Annotated in this window: 13 protein-coding genes; 4 read left to right on the top strand and 9 right to left on the bottom strand. The window is 38.1% G+C overall.

Going from position 1 to position 22727, the window contains the following annotated elements; translation table 11 throughout:
• Nucleotides 1-105: 105 nt before the first annotated feature.
• A complete protein-coding gene (locus P0077_RS10345; RefSeq protein WP_276169100.1) occupies nt 106-3825 on the bottom strand; it encodes an AraC family transcriptional regulator in 3720 nt (1239 codons plus the stop codon).
• A gap of 222 nt (nt 3826-4047) precedes the next feature.
• On the opposite strand from P0077_RS10345, the gene P0077_RS10350 reads away from it, so the two are divergent.
• Nucleotides 4048-5262, top strand: coding sequence for a DNA polymerase Y family protein (locus P0077_RS10350; RefSeq protein WP_276169101.1), 1215 nt, complete (start codon nt 4048-4050; stop codon nt 5260-5262).
• Between the two features lie 77 nt (nt 5263-5339).
• Nucleotides 5340-8366 (top strand): DNA polymerase III subunit alpha, encoded by a 3027-nt coding sequence (locus tag P0077_RS10355; protein WP_276169102.1) that lies wholly within the window; start codon nt 5340-5342, stop codon nt 8364-8366.
• A gap of 17 nt (nt 8367-8383) precedes the next feature.
• Here the strand turns inward: P0077_RS10355 and P0077_RS10360 are convergent, their stop codons facing one another.
• From P0077_RS10360 to P0077_RS10380, 5 genes are all read right to left on the bottom strand, one after another.
• On the bottom strand, nt 8384-9931 hold the full coding sequence (locus P0077_RS10360) for an amidase (RefSeq protein ID WP_276169103.1): 1548 nt from the start codon (nt 9929-9931) through the stop codon (nt 8384-8386).
• A 312-nt stretch (nt 9932-10243) separates the two neighbouring features.
• Entirely contained in the window at nt 10244-10846 is a 603-nt protein-coding gene (locus P0077_RS10365) for a DUF1684 domain-containing protein (protein ID WP_276169104.1), read from the bottom strand.
• 57 nt (nt 10847-10903) lie between these two features.
• A complete protein-coding gene (locus P0077_RS10370) occupies nt 10904-11731 on the bottom strand; it encodes a hypothetical protein (protein WP_276169105.1) in 828 nt (275 codons plus the stop codon).
• 65 nt (nt 11732-11796) lie between these two features.
• Complete coding sequence (locus P0077_RS10375; protein ID WP_276169106.1) at nt 11797-12447, bottom strand: hypothetical protein; 651 nt, start codon at nt 12445-12447, stop codon at nt 11797-11799.
• Nucleotides 12448-12492: 45 nt separating this feature from the next.
• A complete protein-coding gene (locus P0077_RS10380) occupies nt 12493-13395 on the bottom strand; it encodes a metallophosphoesterase (protein WP_276169107.1) in 903 nt (300 codons plus the stop codon).
• Nucleotides 13396-13510: 115 nt separating this feature from the next.
• Between P0077_RS10380 and P0077_RS10385 the strand changes: the two genes are divergently transcribed.
• Entirely contained in the window at nt 13511-15889 is a 2379-nt protein-coding gene (locus tag P0077_RS10385; RefSeq protein ID WP_276169108.1) for a GAF domain-containing protein, read from the top strand.
• 47 nt (nt 15890-15936) lie between these two features.
• Here P0077_RS10385 and P0077_RS10390 read toward each other — a convergent pair whose 3' ends face one another.
• The gene (locus tag P0077_RS10390) at nt 15937-17139 is read right to left on the bottom strand and encodes a Pycsar system effector family protein (protein ID WP_276169109.1); all 1203 of its coding nucleotides are present in this window, start codon (nt 17137-17139) and stop codon (nt 15937-15939) included.
• Between the two features lie 39 nt (nt 17140-17178).
• On the opposite strand from P0077_RS10390, the gene P0077_RS10395 reads away from it, so the two are divergent.
• Nucleotides 17179-20904: a metallophosphoesterase gene (locus P0077_RS10395; RefSeq protein WP_276169110.1), complete on the top strand. Its 3726-nt coding sequence runs from the start codon at nt 17179-17181 to the stop codon at nt 20902-20904.
• 14 nt (nt 20905-20918) lie between these two features.
• Here the strand turns inward: P0077_RS10395 and P0077_RS10400 are convergent, their stop codons facing one another.
• Together P0077_RS10400 and P0077_RS10405 are read right to left on the bottom strand one after the other, a co-directional pair.
• The gene (locus P0077_RS10400; RefSeq protein ID WP_276169111.1) at nt 20919-21785 is read right to left on the bottom strand and encodes a hypothetical protein; all 867 of its coding nucleotides are present in this window, start codon (nt 21783-21785) and stop codon (nt 20919-20921) included.
• A gap of 34 nt (nt 21786-21819) precedes the next feature.
• Nucleotides 21820-22725, bottom strand: a complete 906-nt coding sequence (locus tag P0077_RS10405; protein ID WP_276169112.1) for a GyrI-like domain-containing protein — start codon at nt 22723-22725, stop codon at nt 21820-21822.
• Between the last annotated feature and the right edge of the window lie 2 nt (nt 22726-22727).

Below are 22727 nucleotides of genomic sequence, written 5' to 3' on the forward strand. Positions count from 1 at the left end.
CACAAAGGTGCACTTATGACTCACAAAAGGGGGTGAATGGTTTCTTTTTAGTGCACTTTTGTTACAATAATTATAGCGTAACCTTGTGATAATATGCTGATAACATTAAACCTTTGAGGTTTTTGCCCGATATTCTTTTGGGCTACACTCAAAATTTTTCTTAAAGAGGCGGCTAAAGTATTTGGGATCGTTAAAACCACATTCCATACTTATTTCTGAGATGTTCAAAGTGTGGTTTTTGAGAAGATATTCTGCTTTTTGCAGACGTAGTTTTATAATCACGTCAGAAGGAGATTGTTGCAACACTTCCTTAAAAGCTCGATAGCATTTTATTTTCGATACAAACAGCATTTCCTTTAGTTTTTGAACGTTGAAAGAAGGGTCGTTCAGGTTCTCATTGATAAGGTTCAATGCCTTTTTTACCAATTTTTCGTTCACGGATAAAGTTTGGTCTTCAGTAAACGGGGTTTCAAAAAACAGGTGTTTAGATGAATTGTTGGCGTATTTTTTTCTTACGGATAAAAGTTTGGTAAGCTTACTTTGGATAAAAGACTTGCTTACAGGTAATTGTATAAAGGCATCCACGCCCAGCTCAGTGGTCTGTAGACGTAAAGAATGGTCAATATCTTCTGAGATGTATAGTATAGGCAGCGTAATTTGTACACCGTTGTGCTTGGTAAGGTGAAAGAGTTTCACCAGCTGTTCGTCAATAGGTACATTGTACAGTATTAAACAGTGGATATCAACATGTTTTATGGCCGAAGCAATTGCTGCCGTAGTTCGCTCAAATACCAAATTGTTTTCCTGGTGATCAAACAATTGAAATGCAGGTAGGTAATCATTATCATTACAGAAGATAAGGATGTTATTTTTATCGGAGGGTAGTTTTTCGTTCAGGTCTAAATGCTTCCAGAGCACTTCTTCAATCTTATTAGAATCAGTATCCACCACATTTATGGGTAGATGTACGGTGATCGTTAAGTTGTTCTCATGGCTCACCGTAAGAGTGCCCTCCATAGCCGTTAAAAGGGTGTTTGCCGCTCTAAAATACGGACTGTAATGCTGTATGCTAAAAAAATTATCGATTAAGACTTTACTGTCGGACTCCACATGGAGTTCAAGAGACTCTTTTGTTATTACGCTTACTTTTAGATAACTGCCTTTGGAAATGTATTTTAAGATATCGTTAAACAGATATTTGAAAAATAGTTTAAATCGTAGAGAATCTAATTCAACCCATTGGTTTTCTATAGCCAGTGAATAGTCCAGATTTACCTTGGATTTTTTGGCCTGTACCGAAAGTCCGTCTATAAGAGCTTTTACCGTCTGCTTTATTTTGGTGGCCGATTTTTTTAATTCGCCAATATCTTTAGAATTGGTAAGGTAGTCCCACTCAGAAAGCAATGTGATCAGTTTACTGGATTCGGCATTGATGTTCAGTTTTGCACTTTCATCTTCAATAAGAGTTTTAGAGTTTTCAATTATTTTAGAAACAGGTTCTTTAAACTCGGACAGAACAAAGGTCTTGAACTTTTCAATTTCAAAATCTTCATTCTTTAATTGATGATAGGAGTTTAGCAGTTCTTCTCTCTGGCGATTTATCTCCTTGTTCTTTTCATCCAGTGTCTGGTTTACTTTAATTAAGCGTTCCTTTTGCCGGTTAATGGTATCGGTTCTTTCTTCTATTTTTAGTTCTAGTTCTCTCTGGTTTTTTGCTATGTTCCTATTTCTGGTTAAAACCCAAATCGTGAAAGTGGTAAGTGAAGTAATTAGCAGTAGAATATAGAACCAAGTGGTTTTGTAAAATGGTTTTTGGATTATTATAGGTATACTGGAAATGGCCAGGTCATTGGCCAAAGAATTTTTGACTTCAAATTTATATTCCCCATCGGGGATATTTGTATATTGAATAGGATTGTTCTTGAACGTTTGAAAACCGTTGTCATAGCCCGATAGTTTATATAGGACCTTATTGTTTGGGTCGTTGGAAAAAACAATAGGTTCAATTTTTATCTCTAATGAGTTTTCTCCGTAACTTTTAGTAATGCCTTGCGAGAATTCTCTAGTGTTGTCTATATTTATTTTTAGTTTGGGCAGTTCTTTTGTGATGTTCAAGGAAGCAGGGGAGAAGTAGTTTAATCCATTAATTCCGGCAAAGAACAAGGTGCCTTTTCGGTCTTGGTAGTAAGCACCTTCTGAAAATTCCCGAGCCTGCCAACCTTCATCCATATTTAATGGGGTTACCACAAAATTACTTCGTTCTACCGTGGCTATTCCTTTAGTGGTGCTTATCCAAATTTTATCACCTTCTAAAAGCAGACCGTATACCATATGGCTGGGAAGCCCTTCGTTTTCGGAAATATTATGAACAATCCCTTCATTTTTATCATATACACTGATTCCCCCTAAGCTTGCAATCCAATAATAGCCAGATTGTTTGTCCTTAAAAGAGGAAAAGACACTATTACCTAAAATACCGTCATTAACGGTGATTTTTTCCAATGCACCAGTGTCTACCTCCAGTATAAAAAAACCTTGATTTTCTGTGCTGATCAAAAGTTCATTATCTGCAAATGTGATATTTCTAATATGATATTCGTTAAGCGCGTTTTGACCTTTAAAAGGTTCAAAGGTGTTGGTTTTTAAATTGAATTTAGCAGCTCCTCCCCAGCAGGAAATCCAAAGGTTGTTTTGGTGGTCTTCATGAAAAGAATAATTTCTGTCATTGGGAAAGGCATCAATATTCTTGGATTCATATAGTTGGTACGTATGGTCTGTTATTCTAATAATTCCGGCATAGGTTCCAACCCAAATCTCACCTTCGGAAGTGGTGTATAAAGAACGAATACGCTCCCAATCTCCGTTCTCTTGGGCTTCTTGAACATTATATTTTACAAAACAACCTAGGTCCAGATCAAAATAAAGAAGCCCCTGTGTATAATAGCCTAGCCAAATTCTACTTTTAAAATCGGTAGTAATGGCCCGTATGGTTTCATTGGGTAGGTGCGGAAATTTTACGGGGTGCGGGGTAATTGTGGTTATTTTATCTGAATTGGTATAGGCCATACTTAGCCCGCCATCTTTGTGCCCCAGCCATATGTTTCCAAAATCGTCTTCGTACAACTTTTCAACTTCGTCACTATTAAAACTATGTGGGTTGTACAGATCATGAAAATAGTGGTCTATTTGTTCATTATTAAGATTGTTACGATGGTTAGGGATAATGTAGACCCCGTTTCTTCTGGTGGCGTACCATATATGACCGGATTTGTCCTTTAGAACATCATTTATGATATTGTTAGGGTGTTTCTTAAGTAGAATGTCTTCTAAAATGCGCTTATCTTCTTTTTTTTCAACAAATTGATTTTCTATGAATTCACCATCTATAAATTCATAGTTGTTTTTTTGAGTTGTAATGCCAATAGTGCCGTTCTGGGTAATCATTAAATTCTTTGGGGTGGTATCAAAAGAGAAATTTTGGAATTTATCATTCCCAATATATCTGCTTAGCTTTTTATCTTTGGTCAGCACCCATATATTGCCCGCTATGTCTTTTTTTAAGTGCTCTATATTGTTTCCGGCTATGGAATTGGGTACTTTAATGTCATGTTTGTAAACGGTAAATGTGCTACCGTTATAGCGGTTTAATCCATCCCAAGTGGCAATCCATAAGGCACCATCATCATCGCTCACCATATCCGTAACGGAATTATTGGACAACCCATCATTGGTGCTAAGCGTTTTGAATTTTATATTCTGGGCATAAGCAGTATTGCTGAATAGCAATATTGAGAAATTAAGAAAAAGATAATATAGCAATCTCATGACGGGGCAGGTGTAGCACAATAGTAGTGGATAGGCTAAAATAGCAAAATAATGCTATAAGAACAGATTATACATTTTGTGTTTACGTTATAAAATATTCGCCGGAGTAAAGTACAATCAGCCTCCAAGCGCATCTTCTAAAACTTTAACACTCCTAAGATTGGATATAATCCAAATAATAGGAAATATTCCATAATTTAGCATTGTTGTTTCAGTACAATTATGGAGAAAACCATTTTACATTTAGACCTTGATACATTTTATGTATCCGTAGAGCGGCTCATTAATAGTGAGTTGAAGAAGAAGCCCTTATTGGTTGGCGGTCTCAGCGATAGGGGCGTGGTGGCCGCTTGTAGCTATGAGACCCGTGGCTATGGTGTGCATTCCGGTATGCCCATGAAAATGGCCAAGGAACTCTGCCCGGAGGCTATTGCAATACGGGGTAATGCGGGAACGTATAGTAAGCACTCAGATGTTGTAACGGAAATTATACAAGAGCAGGTGCCGCTTTTTGAAAAATCCAGTATAGATGAATTTTATGCAGATCTTACCGGAATGGACCGTTTTTTTGGTTCTTATAAATATGCTTCAGAATTGCGTAAGCGTATTATTAGGGAAACGGGGTTACCTATCTCTTTTGGGCTTTCAAGTAATAAAGTGGTTTCTAAGGTGGCTACAGGAGAAGCTAAACCCAATAACCAGTTGAAAATAGATTACGGATTCGAGAAACCTTTTCTGGCGCCTCTTTCCGTTAAGAAAATACCTATGGTGGGCGATAAGACCTATCAAACCCTTCGGAACCTAGGGCTTCGGAAAATACAGACCGTACAAGAAATGCCAATGGATGTTATGCGCCATGTTTTGGGAAAAAACGGGACGGTTATTTGGAAACGCGCAAATGGATTGGATAATACTCCGGTAATACCGTTTTGTGAGCGAAAATCTATTTCTACGGAACGCACGTTCGACAAGGATACTATAGACATAACCATGCTTAGGGGCATTCTCATTGCAATGACCGAGAATTTGGCCTACCAATTAAGACGTGGAGAAAAGCTTACGGCTTGCATAGCGGTGAAAATTAGATATTCAGATTTTAATACCTATTCAAAACAATTGCGCATACCCTATACCAGTGCCGATCATATTCTAATCCCTAAAATACTGGATATGTTCAAAATGCTGTATAACCGTAGGTTGTTGGTGCGTTTGATCGGTATTCGTTTTAGCCATTTGGTGGGAGGGAACTACCAAATCAACCTTTTTGACGATACGGAAGAGGCGTTAAATTTATATGATGCCATGGATAGGATTAGAAATAGATATGGCGATAAGAGCGTCATTAGAGCCTCGGCTATGGGCGCACGTACTATTGGGCGAATGCAGAATCCGTTTGATGGTCGTCCTCCGGTTGTTCTGGCACATAGAAAACAATAATTAAGATTGAAATTCTAATGGTTTTTTAGCCTGAAGAATCAGATATCATTTTGCTAAATCATTAACCCCAAATTAATTTGTATTTAAACTGCCATACCTATTACAGTCTGCGCTACGGTACTTTCTCAGAAACCGAACTCTTGCATTTGGCACAGGCCAATCATGTAACTCAGTTGGTTTTGACGGATATCAATAATACATCGGCTGCGCTCAATTTTGTAAGAAAGTCTCCGGAATATAATGTTAGACCTATTTTGGGCATCGATTTTAGAAATGGGGTGGATCAATGTTTTGTGGGTATTGCTAAAAATAATGAGGGGTACTTGGAGCTCAATAATTATCTGTCACGGCATTTACATCAAAAAAAGGAAATGCCCGCCACAGCCCCCAGGTTTCAGCATGCTTATGTTGTGTACCCGTTTGAAAAAGTAATGGAGAACAATTGTTTTGCTTTTGCCGAAAATGAATTTATAGGAATATCCATTTCTGATTTAAGGCGGTTACCTTTTTCAAAAATACTGAAATTGAAAGACAAACTGGTAGTGCAGCAGCCGGTTACATTTCGTAATAAAGGAGATTTTAATGCCCATAGGTTGTTGCGAGCTATTGATAATAATTGCGTGCTTAGTAAATTAGATAAAACAGAAGAAGGTAACGAGGAAGAAAAAATGTTCCCGATTCAGAATCTAGCGGCAGCCTTTTCCGAATATCCTTTTATTCTTGAAAATACAGAACACGTATTGAACACCTGTTCCATTTCATTTGATTTTTCAGAAAATAGGCCTCCACAAAATCAAAAAACATATTCTGGCAGTAGTGAAGAAGATGAAGTTTTGTTAGAAAAACTTTGTAAAGAAGGTCTGTCCTATAGGTATGAAACGGTTGATCAAGAGATAATGAATCGTTTGGACAAAGAACTGGAGCTTATTAAGAGCATGGGTTTTATATCCTACTTTCTCCTGAATTGGGATATTGTTTCCCATGCTCGTAAACAAGGTTTTTTTTATGTAGGCAGGGGAAGTGGGGCTAATAGTATTGTGGCCTATTTGCTGCGTATTACAGATGTGGACCCCATGGAGCTAGACTTGTATTTTGAACGGTTTATCAATTTATATCGCGCCAATCCCCCGGATTTTGATATTGATTTTTCGCATCGCGATCGGCCCGAAATGACCAAGTACATTTTTGAACGTTTTGAAAACGTTGCTTTATTGGGTACATATGTGACTTTTAAAGAAAGAGGTGTTATTCGTGAATTGGGAAAAGTATTCGGGTTGCCAAAAAGTGAAATCGATTTGCTTTGTGAGGGCAGATTGGATTTGTCAAAGCTTGATGAGGTTTCTCGTTTGGTTTTAAAATACGGCCGCCTGATCAAAGGTATGCCCAACTATTTGAGTATACATGCTGGCGGCATTTTAATCAGTGAAAAACCCTTGCATTGCTTCTCGGCAACACACCTGCCTCCCAAAGGATTCCCGACTGTGCAGTTTGATATGGTTATAGCCGAAGATGTAGGTTTGTTCAAATTTGATATTCTTGGACAACGTGGACTGGCGAAAATACGAGAAGCCTTAGATATTATCGCATATAATCAACCCCAAAAAAAGAATACGTTCGATATTCATGATATAAAAAAAATAAAGACTGATGAGTTTGTGAATAACCTAGTGAAGACTGCACAATGTATGGGGTGTTTTTACGTAGAATCTCCAGCCATGCGTATGCTTTTAAAGAAATTAGAGGTAGATAATTACTTGGGCTTGGTAGCGGCCAGTTCTATTATTAGACCGGGTGTCGCCAAAAGCGGAATGATGCGCGAATATATTTTACGACATCGTAATCCGGGAAGGACAGAAGAGAAAGCACACCCTGTTTTGCTAAGTATTATGCCGGAGACGTATGGGGTTATGGTCTATCAGGAAGATGTTATAAAGGTGGCTCACCATTTTGCCGATTTAGATCTGGGCGAGGCCGATGTATTGCGTCGTGGCATGAGCGGAAAATTCAGGTCGCGTGAAGAATTTCAGAAAGTAAAGGATAAGTTTATAGATAACTGTAGGCGGAAAGGAGAGAGCGACGAAGTTATTTTTGAAGTGTGGGAACAGATTGCAAGTTTTGCAGGATATGCCTTTGCCAAAGGGCACTCTGCCTCGTATGCCGTAGAAAGTTATCAGACACTTTTCTTAAGGGCTTATTTTCCGTTGGAATACATGGTGGCCGTACTCAATAATGGTGGCGGGTTTTATCGCCCTGAATTTTATGTTCATGAAGTCCGTATGTTGGGCGGCACCGTGCATCCGCCCTGTATAAATAACAGCCATTACTCAAATGCTATCTTCGGAACCGATGTTTTTATAGGTTTTGGCTTTTTACGGGAATTGGAAGATAGGGTCGTAGAACGTATTTTAAAGGAACGGGCAAGCAATGGTGAATTTAAATCATTGGAAGATTTTTTAGATCGGGTACTTATTTCGGTAGAACAGGTAGATGTGCTTATTCGTATAAATGCATTTGGATTTACGGCAATCAACAAACATGAATTATTATGGAAAGCTTATTTTTTTCTCAGTAAGGGAAAAAAAATAGAGCACCCAAAGCTCTTCCCGCCCAAACATCAAGAATTTAAAATTCCGGAATTGTATACCACTCATTTGGAAATGGCATTTACCCAGTTAGAACTGCTAGGTTTTTGTTTGTGCAGTCCGTTTGAACTATTGGCTGAACCTCCGAAAAATAATACGGGAAGCAAAGATCTAGAAAAATATCTTAACCGCCATATAGATATGTATGGGTATTTGGTAACGGTTAAAAATACAAGGACACATACAGGTAAACCCATGCATTTTGCCACTTTGGTGGATCAATATGGGCAGGTTTTCGATACCGTTCTCTTTCCGCCGGTAGCTGCTAAATATAATTTTAGGGGCAAAGGTATTTATCGGTTTTACGGCAAGGTGGTAAGCGAATTTGGTTTTTTAAGCATTGAGGTCATAAAAATGCAAAAGGAAGATTATGTTCAAGATCCAAGATATGCAGATATGAAAACGAGTACGAAGGTATTTGAGAATAAGAAAGCGCAAGCAAATACCAAGTTGAGTTCTTAGATTTAGAAAGCACAATTTTATTTTAACTCTGGCATTTTCCTATGTTTTGTGCCTTGCTCGTAAGAATATGCCAAACCGATCAATACGGGCTCATCATACATTCTACTTAAAAATTGTAGTCCTGCAGGTAGGTTTTCTGTTGTAAAGCCCATAGGAACCGTAAAGGCGGGTTGGCCGGTATGTGGACTAATTACTTGGTTATTATCGCCTTTGTATTCTTCTTGAAAATTATCAATTCTTGCTGGTGGATTATTCCATGAAGGGTAAACTATGGCGTCTAGTTTTAGGGAGTCCATCACGTTTTCGATCGCCTCCCTAAAAGCAACCCTTCTAATATCCGAATAAGCATCTAAACACGGTATTTCAGAATCTTCCCACCTACCGGAATGGGCTGCATTTCGTATTAATCGCTCGCTGGCAAAATCTGATTTGCTTCCAACTTTTATAATGTCCTCAATTGTTTTTAGAGAATCACTTTTTACATAATCCTCCAGGAAAGCTTGTATATCTTCACGAAACGGAGCACACCATTGATTCTCTTTTAAACTTGCAAAATTTGGAATGACTATGGGGTCCACCACGGTAGCACCCAGCGAATCCAGTTCAGAAAGCGATTTCTCAAATAACTGCTTAATTTCTGGGTGGGGACTGTCTTCACTCAACTCTCTAAGCACTCCAATTCTGGCGCCTTTCAGAGCATCGCTCTTAAGAAATTGTGTGTAGCTGGGAGGTATTTTGTTGTTGGAGTTTTTGGTCAATGGATCATCAGCGTCATAACCAGCAATAACTTCTAATATTTTGGTAGCGTCTTCTACAGTTCTGGCCATAGGACCAACTACGTCGTTTCTCAAATAAAGTGGAACAATGGCGCTTCTGCTGACTAAACCTAATGTTGTGCGAAACCCTACTAATGCGTTATGTGAGGAAGGCCCTCTAATGGAATTTCCTGTGTCTGTTCCCAGGCCAACAGTGCCAAAATTGGAGGCAATGGAAGCTCCTGTTCCACCACTGGATCCAGCTGGCACATAATCCGTGTTGTAGGGATTTCTAGTGGTTCCTGCAGTAGAACTTTCAGTATGCATGGGGCTAAAGGCCCATTCGGCCATGTTGGACTTAGCTAGTACTATAGCTCCGGCAGCAACTAGTTTTTTAATTATAAAAGCATCTTCTTTTGGTGTATAATCTTCTAAAGCCAATGAGCCTGCCGTAGTAGGGAGCCCTGAGGTATTAATATTGTCCTTTACAATAATTGGAATTCCGTGTAAAGGCCGTAATAAGCCCGTTTCTCTATATTCCTTATCCAGCGCTTCGGCAACCGCTATGGCTTTTGGGTTTATAACCGTAATTGAATTTATGGTGCTGTCAAAACCCTCAATACGCTCTACATATGCTTCTACTAATTGCTTGCTATTAAAAGAACCGTCTTTATACGCTTTATGGATATCTGAAATAGTTAGCTCGGATAGTTCTATTGCGTGGTCATCTGTAGGTGTTGCTGTGTGGTCTTTGCAATTATAGAATCCTATGAAAACTACTAGTAGACAGAAAGCTCTGAATTTTATCATATTGTAATTAGTAAAGGTTCTCGGTTTCTATTTGCTAAATAGCTTTTTTACATGAAATACAGTAAGGCGACTCTAAGTTAAATAATAAACTAGAAGTTTCTTTGTGAACTACGGAATAGCATGATAGAATTGTTAAGTTGATTTATTTCAAGAGCAATTTTTGCTTCCTAAACATTCTAATTTGGCGAAAATCCGTTATCACCAATGACTGCATCTGAAAGTTATTTTACATCGTTTTTGGCCAGTTCCTTCTGAAATTTGGTCAATTGGTAGGTATTCTCTTTCGGCTAAAGAATTTAATTCTTAACGGTTCTATTTTTTCACGGCTTTAACACCGGCTTCTATTTTTAACTGAAGGTCATTCTCCTTTGGAGGAATAGGGCAGGAGCTATAATTATTGTAGGCACAATAAGGGTTGTAGGCCTTATTAAAATCGATTACAATTTTGTCCGAATCTGGGATTTTTAAATCAATGTACCTGCCACCGCCGTAGGTTTCTTTTCCATTGGTTTGGTCGGTAAAGGGTAGAAATAAATAGTCTTTAAATTCTTCGGTTTTCCGTAAACGATGGCTTTGGTAAATAGTTAATTTATATGGTTTTTCTTCTATTTCAAAAAAAATTTCCCCATATTTTTCATAGGTAGGGGCCCTATTGGTCGTAGTTTTCATTTGAAACGGTAGTGGGTCTAAAATTCTGGTGAATTTAGCCTCTACGCGGAATGTTTCCTTAATGGGGTAAAAGTCATGACCGGTAAACCTCTTTCGCTCTTTTTTACTTAAAGGCGATTTATCAGGGTTTTTGAATTCGGTATTCAGTTCTTTTTGGAATTCCTTGATTTCGTTAATGTGAGAATGGTCTTGAGCAAATACTATAGAGTTTGTTAGAAGGAACAGTATTGCGATTATGGTTTTCATTTTAATTGATTTATTTTATACAGAACGAATTTGTAAAAAATAACTTAGAGTAGTTTTCTAGAGTTTGAGCTCTTTGGCTACTCCATATACAAGTTCATTCACGGATTGAATTAATCCTATAATAGCTTTTTTGTCAGTTATTACTTCCTTTCCTTCTTTTGTTTTGCCATTTCGATGAACTAAATCGTGCCTCATTAAAACATATTGGTATGTCTCTTTTATTTTAGGAAAGTCAATTTCAAAAGTATTTCGATACATTTCTCTAACAGTTGGTAGATTATGATAAATGGTGTTGAGCATAATCTTTTTAGCTGTTTCTTTCAGATTGTCCGATTGTTCGAATATTTCCTTTAACTCAAATTTTCTTTTTTCAAAATCGGGATGTGTCTTGACAAATTTTCTAAAATATTTTTCGTTTTCAAAAGATAGGTTAATAAAGACATCGGCTAGAAACGTCTCCATTGTTCCTATAACTCCAATGAATATTTGCCTATTAAGTACTGATTTGAGAGTATCGTCGGGTGTTTTTAAATGGGTCAAGGCCTTGAGGTTCTCAATATCAATTTCGTATTTTTTTACAAAATGCTTGTTGTCAGTTATTGTTTCAAATTGTTCTTCATAATTGAATTTTTCATCTAATTCCCAGGGATAAAATTTAACTGAAGTGTTATGGTCTAGTCTTTTTATTTTATCCAAAATTTTCTGTGGGGAAGATGGGTAGAACTGAATAACATATTGGTATATAATCCCGTGGGTGCTCTCTTCTGTCAATAATTTATAATCTAATAGCTGCCAGTCTTCTATTGAAATATCTAATAATTCTGCCAACTCTTTATTAAATTTTGCATCTTCTATGTTATTAATCCAATCTTTAATACTTCCCATGTTGTATTTTTAATTATTGGGTTAAATTGCTCATAAAGAATTTAAAGAACACACCGATACATCAGTTACTCCCCCAATTCCGTAATCTTCTTTTCATAAAGCTTCTTGCTTTCCACTACGGCAACGTTCAATTCTTGCATGATACCTTCTACACGGCCTTCTATGCTTTTCATTTGGTCGTTTATATTGTCAAAAGAGTTCAAGGCAGCGGCTACTTCTAAGGCTTTTACAACTTCTACGGCATCACCATGTAATAGCTTTAGTTTGTCAATGGCTTTTGAGGTGTTTGTTAAGGTGCCGTTATATTTGGTGCGAGCTTTTTCAATGGCGCTCAAAAGTGTCTTTTTGCTAGTTTCGTCACTAAGGCTATTGGTCTGTTTTTCCATGGCAGTGAACAGATTGGACGCTTTTTCTTTAAGGTCTTCGTACTCTTTGTTCAAGTTCTGTACGCGACGGTCTACTTTCTCCCAATCGCCATACACCTTGGCAAATTCCTTGTCCTCATTTTTGGTGTCTTCCAATGCTGTTTTTAACGCATTTAAAGACTCAAGACCTTTGTTTACGTTTTTGTTGGCTGTTTCTTTTTTGTTTTCAAAAGTAGACACCTGACTTTTAAATTTGTCCTTTAGGCGAATAAGGTCTTCGGGACTTTTGTTTTTCCAACAAGAAGTAAGTGCAAGCGCAGTGAGGGCAATTAATAGTGTTCTTTTAAACATGAATTGTGATTATTATTTAATGGTAGGGCAAAGATACATATTCTTCTAACCATTCGCTTTTTGGTAATCCTGCAGTTTTTGTGGGCCTTCTAGTAAAACACGTACTACGCGGAGCGTGCCATCTTCCGTTGTGGAAATTTGCCATTTGATCAATGAAATAGAACCCTTTTCTATTTCAATGCCCGTAATACTACGTGGGTGAACGCAGCTACCATCATTAAAAAACGGAATGTCTCCAGGTTCGGGAAAGCGTGGTCTGTGGGTGTGGCCAACAATGGTGATCAAAAGGTTGTTCTTTAGAATCCATCGCTTAATTCGTCGTTCAATTTTAATAAGCTCTTTGTAGTTTTTGGCTGGGCTCGTAGGATCTGCAATGCCCCAGACTTGTAGGGGTTTCCAAAGAGCACGAACCAGAAAGCGGCTCCAGCGCCAAAAGGTATAGTTCCACCAATCTGCTTGGTGGCCGTGCGTCAAGAAAATTTCTTGTTGCGTGTTCTTGTGTTTTAGTACAATGCCTTCGTGATAGGTAATGCCTTCAAAAAGCGCCTTAGATTCCCCATCTATAGGCTCAAAATAGCGGCTAAGGTGCTTTTTTACATATTCTGGGTCTTTGTACACCATATCATGGTTGCCCCATATCATATGTAATTTTTTGCTCCAATGAAATTTTCTTAAAAGCTCATAAACATTTTTATGTGCCTCAAAAATGGACTCAAAAAAACGGTTCTCCCAAAGTTCGTCCCCATCACCTATTTCACAATAATCAAACCCTTCTTTGAAATAAAAATTAAGGGCATGAAAGTAGATGTTTCGGTTGTTGGCGAAGTCATCTGCAAAACTATTGTCGCCTCTATGGCAGTCACTGAAGAGAATAAATTTCGATTCATCGTCAAAAGGCACCACTTTGGCATTTTGGTATGCTCTGGATAACCGGGTATTGGACGACATATTGTAAATTTGCATAAATATCTAAAAAAAGCGACGAAAGGCATAAACTTTGTTTTAACAAAACATTATTTTCTTTTGTAACTTTATATAGGTATTTACGACTGATTAGATGAGAATGGAGAAAAACTACGAAAACGAATTACCTATCAGCCGCCTCATTAGCTTTGATAAGCTTTTGCGGCAGTACGATGCTATGGCCAAAGGTGACAATATCACTACGGCTAAAATGGCGCAGCGTATTTTAGAGGCTGCAGCGCCATACCCCGAACTTAGAGAAGGGTTTAGCGATCCAAGTTTATTAAAAAAACATAAAGACGTAATTGATATAATTCTTCAAGATATCTTTTCGGAGGTCTTGACTAACAATGAGATAAAGGCGGCTTCTTTGCCGTATGACAATATTATTTTCAATTCTTCAAAAAGGTTTAGAAGAATATTAAAAGATGCCGGTGGGGTAGATTTTGTGCCAGAAATGCGCAACTTGCCGGAGCACCAAATGTATATTGTAGCGTGTACCGTAATTTTGAATTTTTACTACGGTTTCAACTTTGATTTTAAAAGACCATTTTTCTACGATATTCCCGATAAAAATGGGGTAATGCGGCATTACAGAATTCTGTATAATGCCGATTTTATGGAAATTCTACCTACCGATAAAGCAAAAGACCTTACCCAGGAAGATGTAGATGAACTCTTGGACAATTTTGATAATATTGAACTTTGGATGGAGAAAATTCCACCAAATAGTTTTATTTCCAAGGGGTTTGTTATCTCTAATATGTTCGATGTTACTGCGGAGCATTCCATTTCTGAGATAAAATCCAGTCTCATTGCTAATGACAAGCGAAACGATGAAAGCTTTATTGGCGATTTTCAGGAGACATTTCGCTCGTTCTTTAATGCGCCCAATATTAATGTGGGCCTAATGGAGTACAACGCTAAAGAGAAAAGTTTTGAAAGGGTATACGGTACAGGTATGGAGAGTTTTCTTTTAGGGGAAAATGATGAAATGGCTTGTGTTAGCGCCCTATGCGAAAAATCGTATCAAAAATTATTGAACGAGAATAAGTATTTTGCTATTTCAGATGTTGATCGGTATATCGCAAAAGCCGGTGATATGAATCTGTACAATAGATTTCAGGAACAAGGCATCAAGAGTGCAATTTTGGCACCAATTGCCCAAAACGGAGAGCTTTTGGGTGTCATTGAGCTTGTAGCTTACAAAGTTAACGTGCTTAATAGTGTAAATGCTAATAAGTTAGAAGATATAATGCCGTTTATTGTGTCTGCCGTTTTACGATCTAAAACGGAAGAGAGCAATTTGGTAGATGCCGTCATACAGAACGAGTGTACATCTGTTCACGATTCTGTATACTGGCGTTTTGAAGAAGAGGCCAAACGTTTTATAAAAGATAACCAAGAAGGCGGGCACCCTACTTTTAAGGAGATTGTTTTTAAAGATGTGTATCCTTTATACGGGCAGGTAGATATAAAAAATTCTTCCCAAGCACGCAATATGGCTATCCAAAGAGATTTGATGATTCAGCTTTCTACGGTAAACAATGTGCTTGAGGCTGCGTGGCAGAAGAGCAAGTTGCCTATCTATGAAGAGCTGATGTTCAGGGTTAACGGCCATGTTGATAGTATAAAAGAAACGCTTCACACCAATAGCGAACAGGCTATCTTCAATTTTGTGATGGATGAAATAAATCCTGTTTTTTCACATTTGAAGAAATCCGATGATGAATTGAAAAACCTAATTCGCTCTTATGAATCATCGGTAGACATGGGTACGGAGTCTTATTATGATCACCGTCGTAATTATGATGAAAGCGTCACCCAGATTAATATGACGTTGGCGGCTTTAATGGATAAAAAGCAAAAAGGAGCCCAAGCCATGTTCCCTCATTATTTTGAGCGGTATAAGACAGATGGTGTTGAGCACAACATGTATATAGGTGAAGAAATAGTAGGAGATCGTGATTTTGATATGCTTTACCTAAACAATCTTAGGTTATGGCAATTACAGGTGATGTGCGAAATGGAAAATGCCCATTACGCGCTAAAACCAGAGCTTCCTGTTCCTTTAGATGTTGCCTCGCTTATATTGGTATACAGTACGTCTCTCTCTATCCGCTTTAGAATGGATGAGAAGCGTTTTGATGTAGATGGTACTTATAATGCCCGATACGAGATTATAAAAAAACGAATTGATAAGTCCTTTATAAAAGGAACCAATGAACGTTTAACACAAGCGGGAAAGATGGTCATTGTCTATTCTCAGAAAAATGATGAGTTAGAATATCTTAGATATATCACTTTCCTAAGATCAAAAGGCTATTTTACGGGAAAGGTAGAGATAGTGGAGCTGGAAGGTTTGCAGGGTGTAAGTGGGCTCAAGGCCATACGCGCAGATATTCTGTATAAGACCAAAGAGAACAACTTGGAAAAGACCTACACTTACGAGGACCTTATGAACGAGTTAAAATCTTAATGTTGACCAGCGCTATAGGATTCAGGTTCTATAGCGCTGATTAGTTTTTAGGTGGGTAGTTCAATTATTCTTTCTGGGCCGTAAAACTTAAGTGCTACAAAAAATGCAATTACGGAGAGGGTCATACCGATCATAAAAATAGTATACGTCCAACGTAGTAATTTGTACTTTCTGTCTAAAACTACACCCAAAAAATAAAGGTCTTTTGTTAAAGAGTCATAGACGTATTTTTGGTCTTTAATCAATTCTTGAATGGCCCACTCATAGTCTTCAAGCTTCATTTTATGAAAATTTCCAAAGAACAATAGGTTTACCTTCTTTTGGTTTACATCTTCTTTGGTAAACTCACCGCTTGTTACATTTGGCCTGGTCGCCAAGACCGACATTATCATTGAGGTAACACTGAACATTACAAAAATAGCGGCAGGAATAATTAAGTAGTCGTTAGATGGATTATCCAGTTTTGGAATTAGATTGGTAAGCATCAATGAAATGATAATGGCATTGACGGATAAAAGAATATTCGCTTTTGTATCTGCGATGTCACTTAATTTTAAGTGGTTACGCATGGTAACCCGGAACATGGTTTGTATGCCTCGTTCTGGACTCTGGTTTTTTAGTTTAACCTTAAGTTCCTCTTTTTTACGCGTTTTATTCTGCTTTTTATCCTGCTTAATTAGTTTTTTAAGGTTGTCATCTTTTCCTTCTTGCCAATTCTTAATGGCATAATCCGTATAAAAACGATGCTCTGTTTGGAACATTTTAATATTGCTTCGGCGCCATTCTTTTTGTGAAATTTCGGCAATACCTAAAAGTCGCAATTCTTCCCGTAGCATTTCGCAGGTTTGGTCATAACTAGATTGTGCCAAGTGAGACGCATCTGCATCCCTCATAATTTCTTCCATTAAATTTTGTGGCTCATGACCTCTCTTGGTGGCCATGATCAAATTGCATATAGTTTCTATAGTTTGTGCTTCGCAATTTTGTTGAGTAAGAAATTCCCTAGCTATATCGCAGCTGCTTTCTTCGTGGTTCTCAACGCCCTTTGTGTAGCCAGTGTCATGTAGCCAGGCCGCTATCGTTATTGCATCACTATCAATAGCGTTTAAATTATAGAAATCCAGCAATTCTTTAGTACTTTTGACCACTCGCTGTGTATGCCTTAGATTATGATACAAGTAGTTGGGGTCTAAATCTTTGACTAGCAGGTTAGTTGCAAATTCTTCGGTTTTCGATAGTAATTCCGGCATGAAAAATTGTTTATGGTTCCAAAATACAAAATATTGAGAATGAATGGTATTCTATTACGTAAACATTTTACTTTAATAGCATTGGTTTCTCTATTGGCAAGTTGTGCCACTTCTAAGTCTAAATACGCAAGTGAAGTAGGAAAAACGGATGTTCCCACCTCAAAAGAAATAGCACATACATTTTTTTTAATTGGAGACGCGGGCCTATCTCCTATGAACGGGATGAACGATGCTCTTAAGATTTTTAAGGCTAAATTGGATGGGGCGGATCAAAATAGTACAGCACTATTTTTAGGGGATAATATCTACCCAGCAGGTCTTCCTGATCCCATTGATTCTACTGCAGCCTATATTAAGGCTAAAAATGACCTTGACGCCCAATTAAAAACATTGGAAAATTTTAAAGGGAAACCCATTTTCATTCCTGGTAACCATGATTGGTATACTGAAGGTCTTGTAGGTTTAAAGCGAGAACAGGACTATATTCAAGAACATTTAGATAGTGACGAGGTTTTTTTTCCTGAAGATGGGTGTCCTATAAAGACTATTGAAGTCAATGATAAAGTGGCTATAATAGCAATAGATACAGAATGGTACCTAACAAATTGGAACCATCGTCCGGATATCAATGATAAATGCGATATCAAGACTCGAGATAGATTTTGGTTAGAACTAGAGGATGAAATTAAGGATAACCGGCAGCGCACTACTATAATAGCCGCGCACCACCCAATGTTCAGTTATGGTACGCATGGCGGGCAATTTTCACTCAGGTCACATTTCTATCCTAAAGGTAATATTGGGCCGCTTCCTATTTTTGGTAGTTTTATTAATGTTTTGAGAAAAACAACGGGGGCATCTGTTGAAGATATGCAGAACAAGCGGTATACGGAGTTAAGAAAACGCTTGTTGACATTGGCACAGTACTCCAATAAAGTAATTTTGGCATCGGGTCATGAACATACGCTACAATATATCGTGGAGGAGAATACACCACAGATTGTGAGTGGTTCAGGCGCTAAATCCGGTGCAACGCGTTTGTTGAATGGAAGTAAATTCTCAACTGGTCAAAGGGGCTATGCTACGTTAGAGGTCTACAATGATGGTTCTTCCCAAGTACGTTATTTTGGAGTAGATGAAAATAAAGAAGAGGAGTTTTTATTTACATCTCAGGTATTACCTCCGGACAGGGAATTTTTTGAAGAGAATTATCCGGAACAATTTGCAGATAGTGTTGAGGCTTCAGTGTATAGTAACGATGAGGTAGAAAGGAGCGGTTTTTTTAAATTCTTATGGGGAAACCGATATCGAGATTATTATAATGCCAAGGTTAAGGTTCCAACGGTGAATTTAGATACGCTCATGGGAGGTCTTAAACCTGTACATATGGGAGGTGGGCATCAATCAAAATCATTGCGATTACGTCATAAAAGCGGAAAGGAATATGTTATGAGGGCCATTCGTAAAAATGCGGAATTGTACCTGCAGGCTATGGCATTCCAAGACCAATACGTGATGGGTGATTTTGAGGGAACGTATACAGAGAAATTTCTTCTTGACTTTTATACCGGATCACATCCGTACGGGGCTTTTACCGTTGGTGTATTGTCTGATGCAGTTGGACTGTTTCACACCAACCCGGTTTTGTATTATGTGCCAAAACAACCGGCATTAAAAGGATATAACCAATCTTTTGGCGATGAGCTTTATATGATTGAAGAACATACCGGTGACGGACATGGCGATTTAGAAAGCTTTGGTTTTGCAAACGACTTAAAAAGTACGGACAGCATGCTCGAAGATTTACGTGATGATGAGAAATATTCCGTAGACTCTGAGCTATACTTAAGGGCTCGCCTTTTTGATATGGTTATGGGAGATTGGGACCGTCATGTGGACCAGTGGAGATGGGCGGAATTTAAAGATAAAAAAACAAAAATGGTAGTTTACAAGCCGGTACCACGGGATCGTGATATGGTCTTTTCAAAACATGGTGACGGTCCGCTTATGAAGCTAGCAACTAGAATTGTACCGGCATTACGCTTAATGGAGGGTTTTGATGATAAAATAAGAAATGTAAAAGGATTTAATTCTTCGCCTAAAACATATGTATTGGATATGGCCCTTTTAACCGAGACTACGTTGGAGGATTGGCAAAAACAGGCTCAGTTTATAAGAGAAAACATAACTCCTGAGGTAATAGATCAAGCCTTCAGGCATTTTCCAATAGAAGTAAGGGATAAGACAGCTGCAGATATAAAAAAGATGTTGTTGGCCAGAACAGCCCATATTGAGGAAACCGCACGCATTTATTATGGCGTTTTAAATAAATATGCGGTAGTTGTAGGAACGGATAAAGATGATTGGTTTGAGGTGAACATCTTAAACAACAAAGAAACCGAGGTCAAAGTCTACCGAAATATTAAAGGTAAGAAAGATAAGTTGTACTTCAGTAAAGTATTCAATAGGGAAAATACTAAAGAAGTATGGGTCTACGGTTTAGATGATGATGATATTTTTGAGGTAAACGGAGATAACAGAAGCGCTATCAAAATGCGCTTGGTGGGAGGTCAAAATAATGACATCTATCGTGTGGGCGAAGGTGGGAACATCGCTATATATGATTACAAATCAAAAAAGAATACAATTGAAGAGCGTAGCGGTTCTAAATTAAAACTTACGGATGATTACAATACCAATAACTATTTGCCTTTGCAAATCCGTAATTCGGTCAATCAAATAGTTCCAACTATAGGTTTTAATCCGGATGACGGGGTTAAAATAGGAATCAGTGACACCTATACGTACAACGGCTTCAGGCAGAACCCTTTTACGCAACAACATAAGGTAGATGCTTCGTTTTACTTTGCGACCAGTGGTTTTGAATTAGGATACGGAGGGGAATTTGCCCATATTTTTGAAAATTGGAATTTACATTTGGGAGCTCGTTTTACAAGTCCAAATTTTGCGATTAACTTTTTTGATTTTGGAAATAGTACAGAGAATCTTGATGATGATTTAGGATTGGATTTCAACCGAGTACGTTTGCAAACACTAAAATTTGCACCGGCTTTGGTTTGGCGAGGCGACTTGGGTGCCAAGTTTAAAGCCGGGGTTTCCTATGAATCCATAGAAGTTGAGGAAAGTGATAATAGGTTTATAAATACCTATTACCAAGGTAATGGAGAGGAAACGTTAAATAGGTTTGTTGGGGTTGATGCCACCTATTCTTATGCCAATGCGGATAATGCAGCTTTCCCAACAATGGGTATGTCCACTTCGCTAGAAACCGGTTATAAGAGAAGTACGGAGAACGGAAAGGCTTTTGGGTATATTAAGCCCAGTCTTGCGTTTGATTATAAGTTGGTGCCGAGCGGTAGATTGGTGTTGGCCACAAAATGGAAAGCTCATTTTAATATAGGCGATGATTATGAGTTTTATCAGGCGGCGAGCATAGGTGGTATTGATGGGTTAAGAGGTTTTAGAAACCAACGTTTCACCGGTAAAAAGTCGTATTATCAGAACACGGATGTCCGTTATAGCCTCAGAAAGATAAAAACACAGCTCCTGCCTTTGTCTATGGGTTTCTACGGAGGGTTTGACTATGGAAGAGTGTGGTTGCCCAATGAGGATTCAAAAGAGTGGCACACCTCATATGGCGGCGGATTTTTCCTTAACGGTGCGGATATTGTTACAGCTCGCTTAGCTTTATTTAATAGTTATGACGGTATGCGATTTTCCTTTGGGTTAGGTTTTGGTTTCTAGAATTGAAGTCAGACCTATTTTAACTCGTATTTGTAAAGGTTTCCACCATCCGTTTTTGTTTCCTCATCAGAAAGTAAAAGGGTTGTGTTGTCTATAAAAGTGATGGATTCCAGTTGAGAGCGTACCAGTAAATCAATTTCTTCTAGAGTGCTATTGGGTAAATCTTCTAAGTCAACATTGGAAATAGTCCAGATTTTACCGGTACTTAATAGAGCCACAGTTTTACCATCTGGTGAGATATCTGCAGAAGTGATTCTACACGTATCCCAATCATTACAGGGGGATATTTTACCTAAAAACTCAGCTTCATAATCTCCTTTTGTATCAGGTACACGGTATACCAATGACTCTCCGGTAAAAGGGTCAGCTCTGTTTTTGGTAAAAATATAAAGGTAATTGTTGTAGTGGAAAAAAGCTTCGGCATCATAAAGGCGTTCGTTTTTTTTAGGCGGGAATTTTTTTTGTTCTGGATACCTAAACGTTATCTGTTCCGCTGTAATATGGTCACCGCTTTCATACTCCGGATTTGGCAATTTGTAGATAACAAGGTTTTTTCGTGAACTATTGTTGTTGCCAAAATCACCTATATACAAGTTGCCTTTTTTGTCTTCGGTAAGGTCTTCCCAATCCTTATTTTTACCGTTTTTTACTTTCAGTTCCTTTAGAACTTCGCCTCGGTAATCCACTTTGGTAATGATGTCGTCATTGCCGCTGTCCTCAACAAACCAGGCAGAATTATCATTGTAGGCCGCTATTCCCGAGTTTTCTTCTAAGCTTTTAGGTAATTTGGTCACATAAATTAATTGACCATGATTGGCACAGCTGTAAAAAAGAAAAAGTACTACAATTTGAATCGAAAGATGTTTTGCCTTTAATTTCATTGGGGTAAAATTTAATGGAATGTAAAGGTACGGCCTATTCGGATTCTTGTGCTTGCAAAGGCATAAAAATTTCCGCTTTCCATTCCAGTTCATTTCCGCCCATATTTGGGTTGGTATGAAATACCTCAATAGGCGTTTTGGAAACCGTAAGTTTCTTTTTGGCAGCGTAGTCTAGTAATGCATACCAAGCACGGTCCGAGGTTAGATAGTTTCCGTTATAGATGGCCTTTAAGGCTTTTTGCTCTTCTATGCGTTTGTAGAATATACCTTCTTTTTGCGGAAGACTATCGGATTTAATAATGGGAAAGCAAAAGTTATATGTAATACTGTCTTTTTGTACATCCCATTTTTCTATAGCGACCATAGGTCGTCCATCAAGTTCAATGTTATTTTTTGCTATAAAGCCACTTAGTTTAGCGTAGTTCTCCATCATACCCTTTACTTTTTCTAGCTGGGTACTTTTTAAAGGAATACAGGCGCAATATTTCTCTGGAATAATAGCCTCGCCCAGAACGTTCGTTTTAAAGTTGGAAAGGTGACTGTTCAATAGATCAAAAACTTCCTTGACGGTGTTTTTAGAACGTTTTTCAAAATCAGTATCCAAAAAGGGAATCAGTATTCTGTTAATTAGACTATTCTCTTGGTCCGTAATGTAGACTTTTACTTGAGAGGTAGAATCGTTTAACCTGGTTACCTGCCAATTATAGGTTAGGCTAGTATCGTTCAATGATTGAATATGGGTGAAATCGCCCAAGTTATTTTGAGTCACAAAATAGGCGTTTTCATTTTGATTAACCCAAAATTTTGCAATCTGGTTGACCGTTCCGGTGGAAGCTTTGGTATGAAACCGGACTGTATAATCATTCGGTTTAATAAAGAGATACCAAACTAGCGCTACTAATACTAGAGCGACTAGAATTAGTCCTATTTTTTTGCGCATAG

The sequence above is a fragment of the Zobellia alginiliquefaciens genome (assembly GCF_029323795.1).
GTDB classification, from domain to species: Bacteria; Bacteroidota; Bacteroidia; order Flavobacteriales; family Flavobacteriaceae; genus Zobellia; species Zobellia alginiliquefaciens.